The following is a 21,381-nucleotide window of genomic DNA, read 5'->3' as shown; positions in this document are numbered from 1 at the left end:
CATATTTATGAGGGCATTGTACGTAATTAACTATTGTCAGTCATCCTAGCCATGCCGTTAATAACAATGTTGTTGTAACTGACCATGCCAATTACCTCTCCATTTTCAATGACAGGTGCTCGACTGATACCAAAACGTTCAAACAACCTCGCACAATACTTTACATTCATATCTGGTGAGACGCTAAGAGCAGGCTTCGTCATGATCTCATAGATGTTCGTCCTTTCAGCAGAGCGGTTCATTGCTAACACTTTTTTTGCAATGTCATTCATCAACACCAAACCAAACTCATCATCCTCGTGACGTTTGTTGACCACCAGTGCTTTTACACGATGTTCTCTTGCCACCTCTATCCCTTCACTGACGGTTCTTAGACCATCTATCATAGCGTAAGTGTTTGCCATGACATCTCTGACACGAATCTTCTCATGATTTTTCATAACTCATCCTCAACCACTTTGGTTAATTGCTCTACCTGATGCGCAACCCCCACCGCATCTTCCACATCGATCTGAACGGCAATTCCCTGGCCTGATTCCTGGTCAAACTCTCCAACTTCATTGATGGTTTCAAGTATGTGTCTCGATAAATGCTCTTCGACCACAAAAAGTAGCACATCTCGTTGAACTTCTAGCGTCAAACCAAAGAAGGTACGCTTCTTATTTAGCCCCTCTCCTCTGGCGTTATTAATCACAGTCGCTCCTGTTGCTCCTGCCTTTCGAGCCGCATCCAGCACTCGATCCGTCTTACTATCTTCGACAAAAGCTAAAATCAGTTTAAAGCGCATCTTCGCTATCCTCCTTCGCCGATCGTTGAGCTAATCGGCGGGTTAACTGGGCATAGCCCATTACGGAAATCATCGGGAAAAGGCTGGCAAAAGCAATCAACCCAAAACCATCAATCATCGGACTTCGTCCTGGTACAGTAGACGCTAAGCCAAGGCCCAACGCAGCAACGAGTGGGACGGTTACAGTCGACGTCGTCACCCCACCGGAGTCATAAGCCAACGGAACAATAAATTTGGGCGCATAAAACGTTTGAATCACGACAACAATGTAGCCAGCTATGATGTAGTAATGAATTGGGTCACCAGCAACAATGCGGTAACTACCAAGTGAAATCCCAACCGCAACACCTAACGCAACCGCAATTCGAAGACCATTAACACTGATGGCTCCAGCAGAAACTTGATTGGCTTTGATTGCCACCGCAATTAACGATGGCTCAGCAATGGTCGTACTAAACCCGATACAAAATGCAAATAGATACACCCAATAATAGTCATGCCAACTAATTTCTAAGGTGTCAGATATTTTAAACTGGGACAAAAACTCAGGAGCGGTAAGCTGAATAGCCATCGTTTCACCAAGTGGGAATAGCGCCATTTCTAGCCCAATAAGAAACAGAGAGAGCCCCAAAATCACATAGAAAAAACCCAATAAAACTTTAGCTAGGTTATTGACGGGCTTACGTAACACAGCAAATTGAAAACCAAATATGATTGTGGCTATGGGGAAAACATCCCTGACTGTTCCGATGAAAGTGTCACTAAACTGAGTCCACTCAATCATGCAATCACCATTCCGTATATCATCACAAACATCATCGGCAATAGTGAAGCAAAGGCAATCAAGCCAAATCCATCAATCATGGGGTTGCGCCCCTTAATCACAGAGGCCAATCCAACACCAAGCGCCGTCACTAGGGGCACTGTAATCGTAGATGTCGTCACGCCTCCTGAGTCATAGGCGACACCGATAATGCTCTCTGGTGCAAACATGGTCAAAGCGACGACGCCAATATATCCGCCGATAATCATGTACTGAATTGACCACCCTTTGAGAATTCTCAACACCCCCAACATAATGGCAAAGCCCACCGACAATGCTACGGTAAAGCGAAGCCCGTTAGCATATTGCTCCATTGAATCTGGGCTATGCTCAATCATCCCCCCTTCTGCGGCCACCTCGGCGGCTTCATCGGCAACGGCAGTTAACGCAGGCTCTGCGACTGTCGTTCCAAAACCTAAGCAGAAGGCAAAAAGCATGAGCCAAAAAACGCTACCTTTACGAGCGAAGGCTTGTGCCATCGACTCCCCAATAGGGAAAAGCCCCATCTCTAAGCCAAAGATAAATAGCGTTAAACCACAAACTACTAGCAGCAACCCAAATAGAATTGACAATAAGTTTGGCAGGGGCTCTTGGAGAACCACCAGCTGAAAGAATGCAATAACGACAACAATGGGAAGTAAATCCCGTGAACTTCCTAAAAACGCTCTAATTAGCGCAGTCATTGCTTCCATTCTGCGTCCTTGTAATGATGGGCGACTGACCTAGTCAACACGCTTATGATGACAAACCAAATCCCCTCGTGATGTGACATTCGTTGCGCCAAACCAACAAAACGTAACAAAATGTTAATTTTGTGATAATCATAGCTCATAAACAAATAGTGATCCTATTTGAGGCTAACTCGCTATAATTATTAGCATTACCTATCATATTGGTGTTCCTATAGAGATCGTAGGAGGAAGAGGAGAGATTAATGAAGATACTGTTAACGGGTGGTACTGGCTTTATTGGTAGAGAGCTACTCAAACACTTCACGACTCACGATGTCACGCTACTTACGCGCTCCCCTACAAATGCGAAATCCATTATTTATTATGCAGATATGGGAAACGTCTCGTACATTTCTGATCTCGAACAGTTTCACGATTTGAACGAATTTGATGCAGTAATAAACCTTGCAGGAGAGCCGATTGCCGATAAGCGTTGGAGTAAAAAACAGAAAAAAGAGATTTGTGACAGTCGCTGGAAGCTAACCGAGAAAATCGTCGATCTCATCCATGCGAGTACTTCACCACCTTCTGTCTTTATTAGTGGTTCCGCAGTAGGTTATTACGGTGACCAACAAGAGCACCCATTTGACGAAGCACTGCATGTTCATCACGAAGGATTCCCACATCACGTATGTGCAAAATGGGAGAATATCGCTAATCGTGCCCGTTCTGAGTCAACTCGCGTATGTATCCTTCGTACAGGCATCGTCCTTGCTCCCGATGGAGGCGCGTTAAACAAGATGTTATTGCCATACAAGTGCGGACTGGGCGGACCAATCGGAAGCGGTAAGCAATATATGCCCTGGATTCATATGCTCGACATGGTGAGAGCCATCGTCTACCTACTGGAAACAGAGCACGCTCATGGTGAATTTAACTTGTGCGCTCCTCATCCTGTTACGAATAAACAATTTAGCCAAACGTTAGCCAAATCCCTTCGTAGGCCTCATCTGCTTTTCACACCTAAATGGGCCTTAAAACTTGCGATGGGGGAAAGTTCTATACTCTTATTCGATAGCATCCGTGCAAAGCCAAAGAAACTCACAGAGTTAGGTTTTCGATTCAGCTACTCTCGTATAGAGCCTGCCTTAAAAAACTTGTTACAACATCATGAATAATCTTTTACTCTAGTTTTCTCCAAAGGGAACAAGAATACAGAGACATGACTAAGTCCATTTTAATCACCGGATGCTCAACCGGCATAGGGTATGTTTGTGCTCACGCTTTACATCAGCGAGGCTATCAAGTCATCGCATCTTGTCGGAATGAAAAAGATGTTGAACGATTGAGCAATGACGGAATAACTTGCATTCAGCTCGATCTAGCCGATAGTGACAGTATCCAAAACGGAGTTGCTGAAGCTTTGCGGCTCACCAATGGGAAACTAGACGGATTATTTAACAACGGGGCTTATGGCCAACCAGGTGCGCTAGAAGATCTTCCCACTCAGGCCCTTAGGGAACAATTTGAGTCCAACTTTTTCGGCTGGCATCAACTCGTTACTTTGATATTGCCAATCATGCACCAGCAAGGTTACGGACGAATCGTTCAAAACAGTTCCGTACTTGGCTTTGCTGCAATGAAGTACCGTGGGGCTTATAACGCTTCCAAGTTTGCTCTCGAAGGCTGGACAGATACTTTACGTCTTGAACTCACAGATACAGATATCCACATAAGCTTAATAGAGCCAGGACCTATTGAAACCCAATTTAGAGCCAATGCCAAAAAAGCCTTCTTAAAATGGATAGACACTGATCAAAGCAGACACAAAAATGAGTATCAACAGCAATTAGAACGACTGGCGAACACATCATCTAATAATGCGTTTGTGTTACCAGCTGAGTCCTGTATTGCCCCCCTGATACACGCACTTGAATCCTCAACCCCGAAAATTCGTTACCGAGTTACGACACCGACAAAAGTGTTTGCAGTACTAAAACGGTTCTTACCGACTCGTTGGTTAGATTTAATTTTGCGACGGGCAGCATAAATAAAAAGAAAGTCATGTAATTTTATCGTAACATTTGGACGCTATCTTAGTGAGCGAAGATTGACCTTCCCTATAAATTTAAGCGTTACATTCGGTAAAATAACATGACACTTAATCAGCTAAACTGGATTAGTGTGGGTGTTGCGCTAACTCTGTTTATCGTTTTATAAACACCTTCGCTTGCAATTTAGTCACAAAGCACCGCCTATATGGCGGTGTTTTTGTATTATTCAGAGACTTACCTTGAACTCTTAACCGTCAGCCCATATCTTTGCTATATCATCTATGTTGCAAGGACTCTTTACATGCAATCACCATTTATTGTTGAGCTCAACGAACAAAACTTCCGCCAAGTACTTGAAAGCTCAATGCAAACGCCCGTTCTGATTCATTTCTGGGCTCCAATGAGCCAAGAAAGTGCGCAAGTTATCCCCGATCTTCAAATGCTTACTCAACAGTACAATGGTGCATTCACGTTAGCTCTACTCAACTGTGAACAAGAGCAAGCAATTGCAAGCCAATTTGGCGTCCAAGCTCTACCAACCATAGCTCTGTTCATTAACGGTCAAGCTGTTGATGGCATGGGCGGTATACAGAGCATAGAAGCTATCAAGGAAATGGTAACGAAGCACCTTCCTAGCCAAGATGAATTAACTCTCAAGCAAGCAACAGACTTTATTCAAGCTGGGCAGCATGCACAAGCTCTACCGTTACTAGAAAGCTTAGATGATTCTATTAAGCAAAAAGGTGACGTTAAACTTGCTTTAGCGGACTGCTACCTAGAAACGCAAAACTTCGATCAAGCAAAAATACTCCTCGATCATATTCCTCTTGAATACCAAGACAATTTCTACAAAGGACTTATCGCCAAGCTGGAGTTACATGCCCAAGCAGCGAACAGCCCTGAAATTCAATCGTTGGAAGCTTCGTTGGAGCAAGAGCCTGACAGTATAGAGCTAGTAAACCAACTTGCATTGGCCTACCATCAAGTTAATCGCGATGAAGAAGCATTGGAGTTACTCTGGGCTCACCTTTGCCGCGATCTAAATGCTCTGGACGGTGAAATTAAAAAGTCTTTCATGGATATTTTGGCCGCACTTGGCCAAGGCAACCCGATCGCAGGCAAATACCGCCGCCAGCTATACTCGATTCTTTACTAGTTCTTTCTAAATCATAAAGTTAAGGTCGATTATATCGGCCTTAATTCTATTCAAAGTTAGCCATGGTTCTCATTTCTGTCATTGTTTCGCATGCACAAATAAGCAACAATCGACATAGATATTTATAAAAAGGAACTCCAAATGGCTATTGATTCATTGATCACAATCGGCGTATTTCTCGTCGTTATCATTGCCCTACTCATTGCAGGCATCAAGACAGTCCCACAAGGCAATCACTGGACAGTAGAACGCTTTGGTCGTTATACCCATACCTTAAAGCCAGGCTTGAACATTATCATTCCATTCGTCGACAGCATTGGCCACAAAGTAAATATGATGGAAAGGGTATTAGATATTCCTGCACAGGAAGTCATTTCGAAAGATAACGCGAATGTAACTATTGATGCAGTATGTTTTGTCCAAGTCATAGACGCTCCTAAAGCCGCCTATGAGGTGAACGATTTAGAGCACGCTATCAGGAACCTAACGCTAACCAATATTCGTACCGTACTTGGTTCCATGGAATTGGATGAAATGCTGAGTCAACGCGACATGATCAATAGTCGCTTATTAACGATCGTTGACGACGCAACTAACCCTTGGGGAGTGAAAGTCACACGTATCGAAATAAAAGACGTACAGCCACCAGCTGATCTCACTGCAGCAATGAACGCTCAAATGAAAGCGGAGCGTAATAAACGTGCTGATATATTGGAAGCTGAAGGTGTTCGTCAAGCTGAGATTCTAAAAGCTGAAGGTCATAAGCAGTCAGAAATATTGAAAGCCGAAGGTGATAAACAAGCCGCAATACTTCAAGCAGAAGCTCGCGAGCGAGCCGCAGAAGCAGAAGCGAAAGCTACCTCTATGGTGTCTGAAGCCATAGCAAAAGGAGACATGCAAGCGGTGAATTACTTTATTGCTCAGGGATACACCGAGGCGCTGAAATCTATCGGCCAGGCTGAAAATGGAAAAATCATCATGCTTCCACTTGAAGCCTCCGGTTTAATGGGCTCCGTGGCAGGTATTGCTGAAATGTTTAAGCATCAATCTGAACAAGATAAGTAGAGGTAACCTTGTTTGAACTACTCGGCTCGATAAATCATTGGCATTGGTTAGCATTTGGTTTAGCACTGCTTGCCATTGAGCTGTTTGGTACAGCGGGATACTTCTTATGGCTGGGACTATCCGCACTCATTGTTGGGGTTATTCTTACTTTTATCCCAATGGGCTGGCAGCTTCAATGGACAGCATTTGGTGCCTTCTCTCTACTCACAACGTGGTTATGGTGGCGCAGGCAATTTACTAACGATAAACGTGGGGATGCGACAAGAGAGCTAAACCAAAAAGAGAAACAACTTGTCGGTGAAATTATTACTTTGAATGAAGATTTTCCCGCTGGAAAGGGGCGAATAAAAGTCGGCGATACAACTTGGACAGCTAAGTCAGAGTCAAAAATCGCAGCGGGCTCACAAGTAATTATTACTGAAATTGATGGAATCGTGCTCACAATTAAGCAAAAAGATCTCACCTAATCATCCCTCAAATACAAAAAAGCGAAGCTTTCTGGCTTCGCTTTTTTATTTTCTTCGACATCCCAACAACTTATAGACAAATCACAACAAAATAAGATCGTCAATTAAGCCAAAATAAAAAAGAATTATGAGCTTTAAAGTTCATGCTTACATTTTCGCATCGTAATTATTTCATAGCCTTATTAATTCTCTTCAAATATAAAGACAAAGTTATTTATTAGAGAAAAATTTGAATTATTAAATTATTTTTGATCTTAGCGCTTATATATCCATACTTATGGACGAGAACAACATCAACTAAAGAATTATTCATTCACGAGGTGAAATATGAAATTTTTGTCTTTATTATCTATCATGGCTTTACTTATGACTCCAGTAACAGCTCTTGCATCTCAAAATGCTGGTAAAGCCTTTGGAGCAGGCGTGTCATGTACACTAAGCGATGGATCTGTTAAATCAATGCCTAGAGATATGTGCCGAATTTATGGCGGAGAGTCTCAGTAAATCCGAGCATAATAACTCAGTCAACAGAGCAATATATTTGTTGTTCTGTTGGCTAATAGAAATCTGCACCAATAAACGCCTCCCAGCCTCTTCGCCATTCTGACTCTATCATCGCTTCTTGGCTAAAGCCTTCGCATTGACCGGTGTACCTTATTCCACCAATACCTTTGTTGAATGCTTGGGAAGGATCACAATAGTCAGCCTTTCCTTTCGCATAACCTTTTTGGTAAGCCAGTTCGTCAAACGGGACCTTTTCCTTGTATTTATTTATCTCAGTAATACTCTCCGAGTAACCAAGGCTCCCTAAACGTTCACCAAGCCCAAACCAATATTCACTAGCCGTTTTTGGGGTTGAAGTACAAGCAACAAGCATAATGGATGCTAACGGTAGTAAAAGTTTTTTCATTGCTAAACCTCCTTTAGGGTTCAACGTATCCAAAAATCTAGCTAAATTAATGAAGGATCAATTCATAACCTAGTAATTGTCTCGGAACTAAAGCTAGGGCGACAACCAAGATTATATAACGTCAAAACACATCCATATTCTAAGTCAACTTCGACTTTCTAACATATGGCTCTTACAATAATTTTTGTTTTTTATTAACTATTTAGAGAAGCTGTTAATAAAAACAAAAAAGCCAAACTATCAAGTTTGGCTTTTATTAGTTAGTGTGTATTACTTAACACTGAAAGGAATCGCTAGGACCAATTTGAAGTCTGTTTCATCTTGGAACAAGTTAGCGTAGCCATTCCAGCTAGGTGCATCTGTATCGTTGAAGTACTGAGTGTAGTGGAATGCTACATTAGCATCTTTAAGTGCACCACCTTGAATTGCGTAGTTCGCAAACAAGCTATATGCATATTCTTTCAGATCTTTATACCCATCAACTGAAGAACCGAAGCCGTACGCGCCGCTGATACCTGCGCTGAACCCTGTACCACCAATATCAGAAAAATCTCTAGATACAGAACCAAACACTGCTAGCTCTTCGTGGTGGTTAAAGTCTGAGCGGTTGTTCCACCAGATTTCGTAAGCACCATTTGAACCACCATAACCTGCTGTTGGACGGTATGCAAACCAGTTGCCATCGTCTTGAGCCATTGTGTAGGTAGCTTCTGCGCGGTATGAGTACTGACCTGAACCGTAGCTAGATAGGAACGCTAGTTGGTAACCATTGTCGCCATCTTCGTATTGGTTTTCATCATTAACTACGTATAGTTGAGGAGACCAGTAGATGCCGCCGTCTGTTGTACCCTTAACTTTAAAGTGAGCAATTGAACGCTCGTCAAGTTTAGCGTAAGCACCGTCTAAGCTAATGCCATTTTCAAGCTTGTAACGTGCACCTAGAGAGAATAACACCTCATCATCGCCATCTACGCCAACAAACTTATCTGTAGTTTTGTACCATGGAGCTTTGTATTCATCCGCAACCACAAAGCCTAGATCAACACCGCCAAAGCTACCACCGATTTCACCACCACGGTAAGTACCTGGAGCAAACGACCAGTTCACGCCTAGTGAACTAGGTACAGAAGGTTGGAAGTAACCTAGTTTAGCATTTACGTTGTCACCAAACTTAAACTTAGCTGCTGCTGTAGCGAAAGATACACCGCCTTTTTCAGGACCGTTACTGTAACAGTTGCTGCTTGCAGGGCCGTCACATGGAAGGAAGTTCATTTCATGGCCTAGTGCATTACCACCTGACGCCGAAGTATCGTTCCACATATCCCACGTGCTGTAGATTACGAAGTCTGCACCAACAACGTCGTTAACGTAACCAGAGTTGAAACCTAGGTTAACGAAAATACTACCGTGGTTTAAGTTAGTTTCTTTTTCTGCATCTTGTGCTGGAGCACGGTCGCGAGCACGCATCCAGAAGTTTAAGTTACCGCTAATAGCAGACTCTGCAAAAAACTCAGACACAGCACCAGTATATTCTGGTCCTAAGTTGTCCTGGTTAGCCATAACTGGCCCTGCTAATACTGCACCTGCAACTGCAGCACCTAGCAGAGTACGTTTAAACATTTTGTCCATGGAAAAACTCCTAAAAATGGATATAGCTGTTTTTTCTTTTTTCTCACCTTAAGTTGGCCGCCGAAGGGAGAACTCATTTCCTATGTCGAAAACCGCAAATTAACCTTTAACTTTTGATTTTCTATTTCCTGCATACACACCGTGTATCCATGCTTCTAGACTAACTTCGCGGAGCAAAACATCAACGAGAAGTTTCTTTTTATCTAAAAAAATATGACCTGCTACAAATTTTTATAACCTTAGTGATCTTGATCTCAACCAAACAGAACAAAAACCCTAAAAACAAAATTAAACAAACAAAAACAATAACTTAAATATAAAAAACACTAAAAACGCATTGAAGTGCGTCGCATTTTTTTTACTCTTTTACGTCAATTAAAATTTGTTTGAACAAGATCACTGACGCAAGAATGCATTTAAAGCGTTCTAAAAATGAAGTTATTTCATGACAAAAAAAAGCCACCCTAAGGTGGCTTTAAAATACAATGAAGCTAATTAAATCAAGTCTATTAAGTCTTGTTCTGTGCGGACTTCAACACCTAAATCTTGCGCTTTAGCCAATTTCGACCCCGCATTTTCTCCAGCAAACAATATGTCCGTTTTCTTTGATACACTGCCCGTAACCTTAGCACCTAAGTTCTGCAATGCCGCTTTAGCATCACTGCGTGACAGCTGAGATAAACTCCCTGTAAGCACAACTGTTTTACCCGCGAGTGGCTGAGGGACGTTATTATCCTGTTCTTGAATATCGGGCCAATGAATTCCCTGTTTGATCAAATCATCAATAACAATCTGATTCTTCTCTTGCGCGAAGAAGGCTGTGATATGACTTGCTACAATCCCGCCAATATCAGAGACTTCGATTAACTGGTCATGGGTTGCCGACTTGATCTGATCAAGCGTTTTAAAATGTTGCGCCAAATTAGCCGCAGTTGCTTCACCCACTTCTCGAATCCCTAATGAATACAAGAACCGCGCTAAGGTCGTTTCTTTCGCCTTAACGAGAGCATCAACGACATTCTGTGCAGATTTTGGCCCCATACGGTCCAAAACAGTAATAATACCAGCTGAAAGTTTGAACAAATCGGCAGGTGTTTCCACCATTTCTCGGTCAACTAATTGCTCAATAACTTTTTCACCAAGACCATCCACATCTAGAGCTTTACGCGAAACAAAGTGCTTTAACGCTTCTTTACGTTGTGCTTGGCAAACCAAGCCACCAGAACAACGCGCAACAGCTTCTCCTTCAACTCTCTCTACTTGCGAACTACAAACTGGGCATTGAGCCGGAAAGACAATCTCTTTCGCGTTTTCTGGTCTGCGATCTGACACAACCGATACAATTTGAGGGATCACATCACCAGCTCGACGGATGACAACGCTGTCACCGACCATTACACCGAGACGAGCAATTTCATCAGCGTTATGTAACGTCGCATTGCTGACCGTCACCCCACCTACAAATACAGGCTCAAGTTTAGCTACGGGCGTAATCGCCCCCGTACGCCCGACTTGAAACTCAACATCATTTAACAACGTGATTTCTTCTTGAGCTGGAAATTTATACGCGATGGCCCAGCGGGGAGCTCTGGCAACAAAACCCAATTGCTCTTGAAGCGCGATAGCATCAACCTTAATGACAACGCCATCTATTTCATAAGCTAACTGATCGCGACGCTGCAGAATGTCTTGGTAGTACGTTTTCACATCGTCTAAATTTGCGACTTTTCGCGTTTCAGGACACATGGGTAATCCCCATGCCTTTAACTGTAAAAAACGCTCGTAATGACTTTCTGACAATGTTGCTCCTTCGACAACACCGACACTGTAAGCATAGAAACTGAGAGGACGAGTCGCTGTGATGCGAGAATCCAATTGGCGTAAACTACCAGCAGCTGCATTACGCGGGTTAACGAACACCTTCTCGCCTTTCTTTAATGCTTGTTCATTGAGTTTGTCAAACCCCGCCTTAGGCATAAACACTTCGCCACGCACTTCAATTCTCTGTGGCCACCCTTCACCTTGAAGTTTCAGCGGAATGGCTTTAATAGTTCGTACGTTTTCTGTGATATTTTCTCCGGTAGTACCATCACCACGCGTCGCAGCTTGGACAAGCACACCGTTTTCATAGAGCAAACTCACGGCTAAGCCATCTAGCTTGGGCTCACAACAGAACGCGTCTACAGAGGCACCGACAATGCGATCTGACATACGTTTGTAAAACGCATCTAACTCACTATCATCAAAAGCATTATCTAACGATAGCATTGGGATTTCGTGAGCGACTGAATTAAAGCCGTCAAGCGGTGCTCCCCCGACTCTATGACTCGGGGAATCAACAGTTACCATATCAGGGTTTTGCGCTTCTAGCTCAATCAACTCTCTCATCAAACGGTCATATTCTGCATCGGGGATTTCCGGAGAGTCCTCAACATAGTATTTCACTCCGTGATAATGCAGGCTCTCACGTAACTGGTTGAGTTTTTCTTGAATCTGTTGCGGCATAACTAACTCTGGTTGTTAATAATTTGGAATCACAAACCGCACAACGGTACGGTAGAAATAATTTGCCATTTAGTATGGCTAGGCGTGCTCAAGTTATCAATCATCATGAACACGCTAGAAACAACAAAGGCCCCGATTCGGAGCCTTAGGAATAGATTGTACGACGATTTACGCAGACGTCGCTGCTTTAAACTTTTGTATTTGAGCTTTATAAGCATCAATACGATTTGGTGTCATTAGGTTGCGTGCATCATCAAGAACATTGGCACCTAAATCGTCAGCAATCTGCTGAGCCGTTTTTAACATCAATTTGAAGTTTTGATCGGGTTCACCGTAACAAGGTAACGTCATAAAGAACGAAATACCTTTGGTTGAAAACTCCGCAGGATCATCATGTTTTAATGTGCCTGGCTGCATCATATTCGCAACACTAAACAGAACCTTACCCGTACCGGACAAATCGGAATGACGATGGAAAATGTCCATTTCTCCGTATAACAAACCATTTTGTTGCATACTATCGAACAACTTTGTGCCAACAAACGGTTCTTCACCAGCACAGTGAACATTTAAAACGATCACTTCCATCTCTGGTTCAGGTTGAGCTTCTGCCTCTTCTTCCTTAACGGCTATAGGTTGGACGTCTAACTCCGTCTCAGGCGGAACAGATGGTTCAATACGCGCATCAATTTCATCAAAAGCTTGAGTAGAAATCGATGGGACTTCGAGTTCAGGTTCATCGATGATCTTTGATTGGAGCTTAGCTTCAGCCTCGTCCTGATAACTATCAATTAGTGGATCAGCCATCACAGGTTCTGGCGCAAATTCAGGCTCTTTGCGTTCCTTACGAATAATTTCGAAGTCATCTTCTGGCGCAAATCCTCGATCAGGGATGCTTTCAGACTCTTCTTCATTATCGACATCCAGTTTACGCATTGGTTTATTGCCAAACTTTGTCGACCCTTCTTTTTTGCTTGTCCATAAACCGTGGAACAATAAAGCGGCTATCGCTAACGCTCCAACAATTATGAGTACGAATCGCAGTTCCTGCATTTTTAGCTCTCAATTACTCAATAATCATGCTTCAAAAGCACCCGTATTGAATTAGGTTATATCTAAACTTCAGTAACTCTACCAAAACTCTCCCCTGTTTTAGAACAACTTAATGTTAGAAGTTCCGAGAATGTTGTGATTTTGAACACGCTTTTTTCTTGTTAAGATATTCAGCGTTCGTTTTTAAACCAGTAAATGGCTCTCAACTATGAATTCTTCCCAACACCAACGTAGTGGATTCGGTTACTTTTTTTATGGCTTAGATTTGGCTATGAAACCAGGGATCCGACAATTTGTATTATTACCGCTACTAGCCAATGTGCTTCTTGTGGGCAGCGCACTGTTTTATCTTTTCTCTAATCTAGATGTTTGGATTAATCAGCTTATGGGTCAGCTTCCAGAGTTTCTCTCATGGCTTACTTATCTACTTTGGCCTTTATTGGTTTTAACAATACTTGCCACTTTTTCCTATTTTTTCAGTACGCTGGCTAACTTTGTCGCCGCACCGTTTAATGGGTTGCTTGCAGAAAAAGTAGAAGAACACCTTACCCAACAAAAAGTGAATGAAGAGGGACTATTGTCAACCTTAAAAGACACACCTCGAATTCTTGCGCGTGAATGGCGAAAGTTAGTTTACGTGTTGCCAAAAGCAATTGGGCTTTTCTTACTGCTATTGATTCCTGCTCTAGGTCAAACAATTGGTCCGATTCTTTGGTTCGCCTTTACTGCTTGGATTCTCGCTATTCAGTATTGCGATTACCCATTTGATAATCACAAAATTAGCTTTAACGACATGCGTTACAATTTGAAACAAAAACAGGGCAAAGCATATTCGTTTGGTGCACTAGTCAGTATCTTCACTACGATTCCGATTCTGAACTTAATTGTCATGCCAGTAGCGGTTTGTGGTGCTACAGCGATGTGGGTAGCTGAGTTCAAAAACCAGCAGTAACCCTTTCATAACACCTACGTGTATCCACACTAAGTCTCTTATATTGGCTTAGTGTGTTTCCTCTATTTGCTGCTCTATAATTGCCGAGCAATCCAAGCCTCATCTTTGACTTACCGATTAAATTAAGTATCCGTTCAAATTATGATTCACCTAGCATACTAATAAGATATAACTTTTTAATCCTTTTCCCTTTTTTTCAGACCACATATTCTTCTATCTGTATTCACAAAACGTGTAATGAAGGAACATCGCTATGAGCAAGATCTACGAAGACAATTCGCAAACAATCGGTAACACCCCACTTGTACGCCTTAATAAAGTTAGTAACGGTAAAGTATTGGCAAAAGTCGAAGCACGTAACCCAAGCTTCAGCGTTAAATGTCGTATCGGTGCAAACATGATTTGGGAAGCTGAAAAAGCAGGCACTTTGAAACCAGGCGTTGAGCTAGTAGAACCTACAAGTGGTAACACTGGTGTTGCTCTTGCTTTCGTAGCAGCTGCTCGTGGTTACAAGCTAACGCTAACAATGCCTGAGTCAATGAGCTTAGAGCGTCGTAAACTGCTTAAAGCACTCGGTGCAAACCTTGAGCTAACAGAAGCAGCGAAAGGTATGAAAGGCGCGATTGCTAAAGCAGAGGAAATCGTAGCGAGCAACCCAGATAAATACCTACTTCTACAGCAATTCAACAACCCTGCTAACCCAGAGATCCACGAAAAGACAACGGGTCCAGAAATCTGGGAAGCGACAGACGGTGAAGTAGACGTATTCGTAGCGGGCGTAGGTACAGGTGGTACTATCACAGGTACTAGCCGATACATCAAAGGTGAAAAAGGTAAGAACATTGTTTCAGTAGCCGTTGAACCTGCAGAGTCACCAGTGATTGCTCAAGCTCTAGCAGGTGAAGAAATTCAACCAGCACCACACAAAATCCAAGGTATTGGCGCAGGTTTCATTCCTGGTAACCTTGATTTAGAGGTGATTGACCGTGTTGAAGCTGTTACTTCGGAAGAAGCGATCGCAATGGCTCGTCGCCTAATGGAAGAAGAAGGTATTTTGGCTGGTATTTCTTCAGGTGCAGCAGTGGTTGCAGCTAACAGATTGGCAGAACTACCTGAATTTTCAGGGAAAACCATTGTTACTGTTCTACCTAGTTCTGGTGAACGTTACCTAAGTACAGCACTGTTTGCAGGCATCTTTACCGAGAAAGAAAACCAACAGTAATATGTTGTCAAATCAATTTTTCGTCCAAAAAAGCCCCATTTAGGGGCTTTTTTGTTGATCCTCGCCACACCTTTGGTAATATCGGGGCAGTTTTATTTTTAGCTTCAAAATAAAAGAGCTAATTAAGTATTTATCTCGCTAGTGAGATTGAACAAAGATTCGAATCACTAGTGGAAAATTTACAACCAGTATCAGTTCTGACACGAAATGAACGTTGTGCATCTAGCAGAATATAATATTTACGGTTAAGCTAGTTCTGGTTAAGAAACTATCAAAATATAAATCAATTGGGGTATATAACATGTACGAGAAGCAAGTAGAAATCACTGCAGAAAACGGTCTTCACACTCGTCCAGCTGCACAGTTCGTTAAAGAAGCTAAAGCATTCGACGCGGACATCACTGTGACTTCTAACGGTAAAAGCGCTAGCGCAAAGAGCCTATTCAAGCTACAAACTCTAGGCCTAGTTAAAGGTACAGTAGTTTCTATCTCAGCTGAGGGCCCACAAGCTCAACAAGCTGTTGACCACCTAGTTGCTCTAATGGACCAACTACACTAATTCGGTCTCCTATTTTCAAAGCCATTTTGTGAAAGCAAAATGGCTTTGTTGGAAATAGGCCAAAATATAAGCTACAAATATTCGTTAGCGCACTCATTATTCTCCCGTTTTTAAAGTTGACCAATTTAAGGTAAGGCTATGATTTCAGGCATCCTAGCATCTCCTGGTATTGCTATCGGTAAAGCACTACTACTTCAAGAAGATGAAATCGTTCTAAACACTAACACTATCACTGAAGACCAAGTTGAAGCAGAAGTTCAGCGTTTCTTTGACGCTCGTAACAAATCTTCAGCTCAACTCGAAGTTGTTAAGCAAAAAGCGCTTGAAACTTTCGGTGAAGAAAAAGAAGCGATCTTTGAAGGTCACATCATGCTTCTTGAAGACGAAGAGCTAGAGGAAGAAATCCTAGCACTAATCAAAAATGACAAGATGCACGCGGATAACGCAATCTACACAGTTATCGAAGAGCAAGCATCTGCTCTAGAATCTCTAGACGACGAATACCTAAAAGAACGTGCAACTGACATCCGTGATATCGGTACACGTTTTGTTAAAAACGCACTAGGCATCAACATCGTTTCTCTAAGCGACATCGATGAAGAAGTTATCCTAGTAGCTTACGATCTAACGCCATCTGAAACTGCACAAATCAACCTAGACTACGTTCTTGGTTTTGCTTGTGACATCGGCGGTCGTACCTCTCATACTTCAATCATGGCGCGCTCACTAGAGCTTCCTGCTATCGTTGGTACTAACGATATCACTAAGCAAGTAAAGAACGGCGACATGCTGATTCTTGATGCGATGAACAACAAGATTGTTATCAACCCATCTGAAGCTGAACTTGAAGAAGCGAAAGCAGTTAAAGCAGCGTTCGTTGCTGAGAAAGAAGAACTGGCTAAGCTAAAAGACCTACACGCAGAAACTCTAGACGGTCACCGCGTAGAAGTTTGCGGTAACATCGGTACAGTTAAAGACTGTGACGGCATCATCCGTAACGGTGGTGAAGGCGTTGGTCTGTACCGTACTGAGTTCCTATTCATGGACCGTGATGCACTTCCTACTGAAGAAGAGCAGTACCAAGCGTACAAAGAAGTTGCTGAAGCAATGAACGGCGAGTCGGTAATCATCCGTACTATGGACATCGGTGGTGATAAAGATCTTCCTTACATGGATCTTCCACAAGAGATGAACCCATTCCTAGGCTGGCGCGCAGTTCGTATCAGCTTAGACCGTCGTGAAATCCTTCGTGACCAACTACGCGGTATCCTACGTGCGTCTGCACACGGTAAGCTTCGCATCATGTTCCCAATGATCATCTCTGTCGAAGAGATCCGTGAACTGAAGAAAGCAATCGAAGAGTACAAAGCTGAGCTTCGTGAGGAAGGTCTAGCATTCGATGAGAATATCGAAATCGGTGTAATGGTTGAGACTCCTGCAGCAGCAGCTATCGCACACCACCTAGCGAAAGAAGTAGCATTCTTCTCTATCGGTACTAACGACCTTACTCAGTACACGCTAGCAGTAGACCGTGGTAACGAGATGATCTCTCACCTATACAACCCACTATCACCAGCTGTATTAACAGTGATCAAGCAAGTTATCGATGCTTCTCACGCTGAAGGTAAGTGGACTGGTATGTGTGGTGAACTTGCAGGTGACGAGCGTGCAACGCTACTTCTACTAGGTATGGGCCTAGATGAGTTCTCAATGAGCGGTATTTCTATCCCTAAAGTGAAGAAAGTTATCCGTAACTCTAACTTCGCAGAAGTAAAAGCGATGGCTGAAGAAGCACTTTCTCTACCAACAGCAGCAGAAATTGAAGCAGTTGTAGAAAAATTCATCGCTGAGAAAACTCAATAATCAACTAATTCCAATGAGATAGACGGTAAAAAAAGTCGTCTATCTCGTAAGATTGGTATACTATAATTCGACAGAATTAAATAAAAACGTTAGGAGCATGACACAATGGGTCTGTTTGACAAACTTAAGAAGCTAGTATCTGACGACAGCGCTGACGCAGGTGCAATCGAAATCATCGCACCACTATCTGGTGAGATCGTGAACATCGAAGATGTGCCAGATGTTGTTTTCGCTGAGAAAATCGTTGGTGATGGTATTGCTATCAAACCTGCTGGTAACAAAATGGTAGCTCCTGTAAACGGTACTATCGGTAAGATCTTCGAAACGAACCACGCGTTCTCTATCGAATCTGACGACGGTGTTGAGCTTTTTGTTCACTTCGGTATCGATACTGTTGAACTTAAAGGCGAAGGCTTCAAGCGCATCGCTGAAGAAGGTCAAACTGTTAAAGCTGGCGATACTATCATTGAATTCGATCTAGCTCTTCTAGAAGAGAAAGCGAAATCAACACTAACTCCAGTTGTTATCTCTAACATGGACGAAATCAAAGAGCTGAACAAGCTTTCTGGTTCTGTAACTGTTGGTGAAACTCCAGTTCTACGCGTAACTAAGTAATTTTACTTAGCCAAACACAAAAAAACGCAGCTCATAGCTGCGTTTTTTATTGCCTATAAGATTTATATCTACTTCACTTTAAGCCCAGGGCATATTTTAGTACCTGAGCTTTTAAAGGGCCGGTGTTTTCAGCCATTTTAAGAGCTGCATTTCGCACCAGCTTAAGCGGCGCAATGTCGTTACTGAAACTCTTATAGAAAAAGTCCATGCCGGACTGCATCAACAAGTTATCCGGACGACGCTTACGCTCATACTGAGCTAGAACATCGCGGGAAAGCTCTTCTTTACCTTCGGTGACAGCAAGCAACACCTCAACGTCTTTAAAACCTAAGTTTACCCCCTGCCCAGCTAATGGGTTGATCGTATGAGCAGAGTCGCCAACCAACACACATTGATTCGCAGAGTATGCTTGAGCATGACGACGCGTCAATGGGAACGAACCAGATTGAAGCACTTTGATATCACCAAGCTCTTGTGGGAAGTGAGCCAATACTTCTTCGCGCAATTGTGCTGGAGACATTGCTGATAAACGCTTAATTCGACTTGGAGAGTCATACCAAACCAACGAGCCTTGAGCGATTTCGTTTCCATCAACTTGAAGCGAGGCAAGTGGAAGGAATGACCTAGGGCCTGTCGGAGTAAATTGCTGCCAAGTGATATCTTGCTGAGGCAATTGAGTTTCAACGTTAATAAGCATACAGTGCTGACGATAATCCCAGGCTGTAATACCAATACCCGATAACTGGCGAACTTTGGAGTTTGCACCGTCTGCGCCGACGATTAGTTCCGCAGTGATAGATTGACCAGATGACAACTTAACCTGATTCGTTTCGCCAAAGACAATATCATCAAGTGTGTCGGGACAATAAAGTGTTACGTTTTCAAGCGATTCTAACTGCTGCCATAAACCGAGTTGAATCAATCGATTTTCGACAATGTACCCCAACTGTTCCATACCAAGCGAATCTGAGTGAAAGCGAGTCCGACACTCTGGATGCTCCCAAGTTTCTAAACGACGATAAGGACAAACACGCATAGATTGGATTGCATCCCATGCACCTAACTCTGTCAAAATAGAAACTGAGTGCTCTGAAATCGCTGAGACACGAATATCAAGAGGTTGCTCTGGAGAAAATAGGTTAGGCGCAGCACCTTCTACAACGGCAACTTGTCGGCCTTGCTTAGCAAAGCCAACCGCAATAGCGGCCCCGACCATGCCTCCACCGATAACGGCCACATCAAATTTGCTCATAATTTGCACTTCAATTGATTGATTCACTGACTGTTTTTTATTGTACGTTTTCATTACTAAAATGTAACTAAAAACCTCACCTACTATCTGGGTAAACCCCTTGTACGATATAGGGTTTAACTGATTTTAAGCCAGCACTAGTCAGGTGGTATTGAAAGCAGTACAATACGCCGCTTACCGCCGAGAGGGCGGCTAAAATATAGTCATCAAACTGAATAGGTTTTGTTGATTTACTGGAAATATTGGGCGATTTGCTCCCTTAATTTAAACTAACGATCGAGCGAACAACATGAGTAAAAAACTGCTAATTAAAACCTGGGGTTGCCAGATGAACGAGTACGATTCATCAAAAATGGCGGATCTAATGAACGCGGCTAATGGCTACGAGCTAACAGAAGAACCAGAAGAAGCAGACGTACTACTACTGAATACTTGTTCTATCCGTGAAAAAGCACAAGAAAAAGTATTCCACCAGCTAGGTCGTTGGAAAACTCTTAAAGACAAAAAGCCAGGCGTTGTTATCGGTGTGGGTGGCTGTGTAGCAACCCAAGAAGGTGATCACATTCGTGAACGCGCACCGTTTGTTGACGTAATTTTCGGCCCACAAACTTTGCACCGTCTTCCTGAGATGATCAAACAATCTCAATCGGATGAAGCGCCTGTAATGGATATCTCTTTCCCTGAAATCGAAAAGTTTGATCGCCTGCCAGAGCCTCGTGCTGAAGGCGCTACGGCATTCGTTTCTATCATGGAAGGCTGTTCTAAATACTGTACTTACTGTGTTGTACCGTACACTCGTGGTGAAGAAGTAAGCCGTCCAATGGATGACGTACTATTTGAAATCGCACAGCTAGCCGAGCAAGGTGTTCGTGAAGTAAACCTGTTAGGTCAAAACGTAAACGCGTACCGCGGTCCTATGCACGATGGCGACATCTGTAGCTTTGCTGAATTACTGCGCTTAGTAGCGTCTATCGATGGTATTGACCGTATTCGCTTTACCACCAGTCACCCGCTAGAGTTCACTGACGACATCATCGCAGTCTATGAAGATACGCCTGAGCTGGTGAGCTTCCTGCACCTACCAGTCCAAAGTGGTAGTGACCGCATCCTTACGATGATGAAGCGTCCTCACACAGCTATCGAATACAAATCGATCATTCGTAAACTACGTAAAGCACGTCCTGATATCCAAATCAGCTCTGACTTTATCGTTGGTTTCCCAGGCGAAACGGCGAAAGATCACCAAGATACAATGAAACTAATCACAGACGTTGATTTCGACATGAGTTTCAGCTTTATCTTCTCTCCACGTCCAGGTACGCCAGCTGCGGACTACCCATGTGATGTGCCAGAGCAAGAGAAAAAAGAGCGTCTATATGAACTACAACAAACAGTAAACGCGCAAGCAATGCGCTACTCTCGCCTAATGCTTGGCACAGAGCAGCGTGTACTGGTAGAAGGTCCATCTAAGAAGAATCTAATGGAGCTTCGTGCACGTACTGAAAATAACCGTGTAGTGAACTTTGAAGGTAGCGCAGACCTAATCGGTCAGTTTGTTGATGTGAAGATCACTGACGTATTTGCTAACTCATTGCGTGGTGATTTAGTGCGTACAGAAAAAGACATGGATCTACGTACTATCATTTCGCCGACACAAATGATGGCAAAAACGAAGCGTGAAGATGAGCTAGGTGTAGCAACCTTTACACCTTAAGCTCGAAATTAGCTTGAATTTACCCGACTCTGATACCATCTTAGAGAAAGGTATATAAGGTCACTAAAAGCCCGGTCTAAATCG

The 21,381-nt window shown here is 43.0% G+C and carries 21 protein-coding genes; 12 read left to right on the top strand and 9 right to left on the bottom strand.

Annotation, left to right across the window (positions count from 1 at the left end; translation table 11 throughout):
* Nucleotides 1-26: 26 nt before the first annotated feature.
* Genes AC4MRV_RS08970 through AC4MRV_RS08955 form a run of 4 tightly spaced genes read right to left on the bottom strand, consistent with a single transcriptional unit; the run spans nt 27 to nt 2,302 of the window.
* Nucleotides 27-440 carry a CBS domain-containing protein gene (locus tag AC4MRV_RS08970; RefSeq protein WP_491187084.1) on the bottom strand — a complete coding sequence of 138 codons (414 nt, stop codon included), beginning with the start codon at nt 438-440 and terminating at the stop codon, nt 27-29.
* On the bottom strand, nt 437-787 hold the full coding sequence (locus AC4MRV_RS08965) for a P-II family nitrogen regulator (protein WP_491187083.1): 351 nt from the start codon (nt 785-787) through the stop codon (nt 437-439). The genes AC4MRV_RS08970 and AC4MRV_RS08965 overlap by 4 nt, the downstream gene beginning before the upstream one ends.
* Nucleotides 777-1,571, bottom strand: coding sequence for a DUF1538 domain-containing protein (locus AC4MRV_RS08960; RefSeq protein ID WP_491187082.1), 795 nt, complete (start codon nt 1,569-1,571; stop codon nt 777-779). The genes AC4MRV_RS08965 and AC4MRV_RS08960 overlap by 11 nt, the downstream gene beginning before the upstream one ends.
* Nucleotides 1,568-2,302 (bottom strand): DUF1538 family protein, encoded by a 735-nt coding sequence (locus AC4MRV_RS08955; RefSeq protein ID WP_491187081.1) that lies wholly within the window; start codon nt 2,300-2,302, stop codon nt 1,568-1,570. The genes AC4MRV_RS08960 and AC4MRV_RS08955 overlap by 4 nt, the downstream gene beginning before the upstream one ends.
* A gap of 242 nt (nt 2,303-2,544) precedes the next feature.
* Between AC4MRV_RS08955 and AC4MRV_RS08950 the strand changes: the two genes are divergently transcribed.
* From AC4MRV_RS08950 to AC4MRV_RS08925, 6 genes are all read left to right on the top strand, one after another.
* Complete coding sequence (locus AC4MRV_RS08950) at nt 2,545-3,459, top strand: TIGR01777 family oxidoreductase (RefSeq protein WP_491187080.1); 915 nt, start codon at nt 2,545-2,547, stop codon at nt 3,457-3,459.
* A gap of 44 nt (nt 3,460-3,503) precedes the next feature.
* Complete coding sequence (locus AC4MRV_RS08945; protein ID WP_491187079.1) at nt 3,504-4,331, top strand: SDR family oxidoreductase; 828 nt, start codon at nt 3,504-3,506, stop codon at nt 4,329-4,331.
* 305 nt (nt 4,332-4,636) lie between these two features.
* Nucleotides 4,637-5,491: a co-chaperone YbbN gene (locus tag AC4MRV_RS08940; protein WP_491187078.1), complete on the top strand. Its 855-nt coding sequence runs from the start codon at nt 4,637-4,639 to the stop codon at nt 5,489-5,491.
* Between the two features lie 141 nt (nt 5,492-5,632).
* Entirely contained in the window at nt 5,633-6,556 is a 924-nt protein-coding gene (locus tag AC4MRV_RS08935) for an SPFH domain-containing protein (protein WP_491187077.1), read from the top strand.
* An 8-nt stretch (nt 6,557-6,564) separates the two neighbouring features.
* Entirely contained in the window at nt 6,565-7,023 is a 459-nt protein-coding gene (locus AC4MRV_RS08930; RefSeq protein ID WP_491187076.1) for an NfeD family protein, read from the top strand.
* A 366-nt stretch (nt 7,024-7,389) separates the two neighbouring features.
* Nucleotides 7,390-7,527, top strand: a complete 138-nt coding sequence (locus AC4MRV_RS08925; protein WP_491187075.1) for a hypothetical protein — start codon at nt 7,390-7,392, stop codon at nt 7,525-7,527.
* 52 nt (nt 7,528-7,579) lie between these two features.
* Here AC4MRV_RS08925 and AC4MRV_RS08920 read toward each other — a convergent pair whose 3' ends face one another.
* The 4 genes from AC4MRV_RS08920 to zipA all read right to left on the bottom strand — a co-directional run bounded on the left by AC4MRV_RS08920 (nt 7,580) and on the right by zipA (nt 13,120).
* Complete coding sequence (locus AC4MRV_RS08920; RefSeq protein WP_491187074.1) at nt 7,580-7,933, bottom strand: DUF2799 domain-containing protein; 354 nt, start codon at nt 7,931-7,933, stop codon at nt 7,580-7,582.
* Between the two features lie 270 nt (nt 7,934-8,203).
* A complete protein-coding gene (locus AC4MRV_RS08915) occupies nt 8,204-9,562 on the bottom strand; it encodes a multidrug transporter (RefSeq protein ID WP_491187073.1) in 1,359 nt (452 codons plus the stop codon).
* 495 nt (nt 9,563-10,057) lie between these two features.
* On the bottom strand, nt 10,058-12,067 hold the full coding sequence (ligA, locus tag AC4MRV_RS08910) for an NAD-dependent DNA ligase LigA (RefSeq protein WP_491187072.1): 2,010 nt from the start codon (nt 12,065-12,067) through the stop codon (nt 10,058-10,060).
* A 168-nt stretch (nt 12,068-12,235) separates the two neighbouring features.
* Complete coding sequence (gene zipA / locus AC4MRV_RS08905) at nt 12,236-13,120, bottom strand: cell division protein ZipA (protein ID WP_491187071.1); 885 nt, start codon at nt 13,118-13,120, stop codon at nt 12,236-12,238.
* Nucleotides 13,121-13,328: 208 nt separating this feature from the next.
* On the opposite strand from zipA, the gene cysZ reads away from it, so the two are divergent.
* The 5 genes from cysZ to crr all read left to right on the top strand — a co-directional run bounded on the left by cysZ (nt 13,329) and on the right by crr (nt 18,331).
* On the top strand, nt 13,329-14,072 hold the full coding sequence (gene cysZ, locus AC4MRV_RS08900; RefSeq protein ID WP_491187070.1) for a sulfate transporter CysZ: 744 nt from the start codon (nt 13,329-13,331) through the stop codon (nt 14,070-14,072).
* 253 nt (nt 14,073-14,325) lie between these two features.
* Nucleotides 14,326-15,294: a cysteine synthase A gene (gene cysK / locus AC4MRV_RS08895; RefSeq protein ID WP_491187069.1), complete on the top strand. Its 969-nt coding sequence runs from the start codon at nt 14,326-14,328 to the stop codon at nt 15,292-15,294.
* A 301-nt stretch (nt 15,295-15,595) separates the two neighbouring features.
* Nucleotides 15,596-15,853, top strand: coding sequence for an HPr family phosphocarrier protein (locus AC4MRV_RS08890; RefSeq protein ID WP_004415108.1), 258 nt, complete (start codon nt 15,596-15,598; stop codon nt 15,851-15,853).
* A gap of 138 nt (nt 15,854-15,991) precedes the next feature.
* On the top strand, nt 15,992-17,716 hold the full coding sequence (ptsI, locus tag AC4MRV_RS08885) for a phosphoenolpyruvate-protein phosphotransferase PtsI (RefSeq protein ID WP_491187068.1): 1,725 nt from the start codon (nt 15,992-15,994) through the stop codon (nt 17,714-17,716).
* 105 nt (nt 17,717-17,821) lie between these two features.
* Nucleotides 17,822-18,331, top strand: coding sequence for a PTS glucose transporter subunit IIA (gene crr, locus AC4MRV_RS08880; RefSeq protein WP_038139456.1), 510 nt, complete (start codon nt 17,822-17,824; stop codon nt 18,329-18,331).
* A gap of 73 nt (nt 18,332-18,404) precedes the next feature.
* Here crr and AC4MRV_RS08875 read toward each other — a convergent pair whose 3' ends face one another.
* The gene (locus AC4MRV_RS08875) at nt 18,405-19,583 is read right to left on the bottom strand and encodes a 2-octaprenyl-3-methyl-6-methoxy-1,4-benzoquinol hydroxylase (protein ID WP_491187067.1); all 1,179 of its coding nucleotides are present in this window, start codon (nt 19,581-19,583) and stop codon (nt 18,405-18,407) included.
* A 289-nt stretch (nt 19,584-19,872) separates the two neighbouring features.
* Here AC4MRV_RS08875 and miaB point away from each other — a divergent pair, with 289 nt between their 5' ends.
* Nucleotides 19,873-21,297, top strand: coding sequence for a tRNA (N6-isopentenyl adenosine(37)-C2)-methylthiotransferase MiaB (gene miaB / locus AC4MRV_RS08870; RefSeq protein WP_491187066.1), 1,425 nt, complete (start codon nt 19,873-19,875; stop codon nt 21,295-21,297).
* The last annotated feature ends 84 nt before the right edge of the window (nt 21,298-21,381 follow it).

It is taken from the genome of Vibrio sp., from assembly GCF_984391705.1.
The sequence above is the reverse complement of the archived record's forward strand: the minus strand, read 5'-3'. Positions and strand labels throughout refer to the sequence as shown.

What these genes read in the sequence shown, in the direction of transcription:
- AC4MRV_RS08935 (WP_491187077.1), top strand. Translation starts at nt 5,633, where the DNA reads ATGGCTATTGATTCATTGATCACAATCGGCGTATTTCTCGTCGTTATC.
- AC4MRV_RS08945 (WP_491187079.1), top strand. Translation starts at nt 3,504, where the DNA reads ATGACTAAGTCCATTTTAATCACCGGATGCTCAACCGGCATAGGGTAT.
- AC4MRV_RS08890 (WP_004415108.1), top strand. Translation starts at nt 15,596, where the DNA reads ATGTACGAGAAGCAAGTAGAAATCACTGCAGAAAACGGTCTTCACACT.
- AC4MRV_RS08920 (WP_491187074.1), bottom strand. Translation starts at nt 7,933, where the DNA reads ATGAAAAAACTTTTACTACCGTTAGCATCCATTATGCTTGTTGCTTGT.
- AC4MRV_RS08940 (WP_491187078.1), top strand. Translation starts at nt 4,637, where the DNA reads ATGCAATCACCATTTATTGTTGAGCTCAACGAACAAAACTTCCGCCAA.
- miaB (WP_491187066.1), top strand. Translation starts at nt 19,873, where the DNA reads ATGAGTAAAAAACTGCTAATTAAAACCTGGGGTTGCCAGATGAACGAG.
- AC4MRV_RS08965 (WP_491187083.1), bottom strand. Translation starts at nt 787, where the DNA reads ATGCGCTTTAAACTGATTTTAGCTTTTGTCGAAGATAGTAAGACGGAT.
- AC4MRV_RS08970 (WP_491187084.1), bottom strand. Translation starts at nt 440, where the DNA reads ATGAAAAATCATGAGAAGATTCGTGTCAGAGATGTCATGGCAAACACT.
- cysZ (WP_491187070.1), top strand. Translation starts at nt 13,329, where the DNA reads ATGAATTCTTCCCAACACCAACGTAGTGGATTCGGTTACTTTTTTTAT.
- AC4MRV_RS08925 (WP_491187075.1), top strand. Translation starts at nt 7,390, where the DNA reads ATGACTCCAGTAACAGCTCTTGCATCTCAAAATGCTGGTAAAGCCTTT.
- AC4MRV_RS08960 (WP_491187082.1), bottom strand. Translation starts at nt 1,571, where the DNA reads ATGATTGAGTGGACTCAGTTTAGTGACACTTTCATCGGAACAGTCAGG.
- AC4MRV_RS08950 (WP_491187080.1), top strand. Translation starts at nt 2,545, where the DNA reads ATGAAGATACTGTTAACGGGTGGTACTGGCTTTATTGGTAGAGAGCTA.
- AC4MRV_RS08915 (WP_491187073.1), bottom strand. Translation starts at nt 9,562, where the DNA reads ATGGACAAAATGTTTAAACGTACTCTGCTAGGTGCTGCAGTTGCAGGT.
- ligA (WP_491187072.1), bottom strand. Translation starts at nt 12,067, where the DNA reads ATGCCGCAACAGATTCAAGAAAAACTCAACCAGTTACGTGAGAGCCTG.
- cysK (WP_491187069.1), top strand. Translation starts at nt 14,326, where the DNA reads ATGAGCAAGATCTACGAAGACAATTCGCAAACAATCGGTAACACCCCA.
- ptsI (WP_491187068.1), top strand. Translation starts at nt 15,992, where the DNA reads ATGATTTCAGGCATCCTAGCATCTCCTGGTATTGCTATCGGTAAAGCA.
- AC4MRV_RS08955 (WP_491187081.1), bottom strand. Translation starts at nt 2,302, where the DNA reads ATGGAAGCAATGACTGCGCTAATTAGAGCGTTTTTAGGAAGTTCACGG.
- crr (WP_038139456.1), top strand. Translation starts at nt 17,822, where the DNA reads ATGGGTCTGTTTGACAAACTTAAGAAGCTAGTATCTGACGACAGCGCT.
- zipA (WP_491187071.1), bottom strand. Translation starts at nt 13,120, where the DNA reads ATGCAGGAACTGCGATTCGTACTCATAATTGTTGGAGCGTTAGCGATA.
- AC4MRV_RS08875 (WP_491187067.1), bottom strand. Translation starts at nt 19,583, where the DNA reads ATGAGCAAATTTGATGTGGCCGTTATCGGTGGAGGCATGGTCGGGGCC.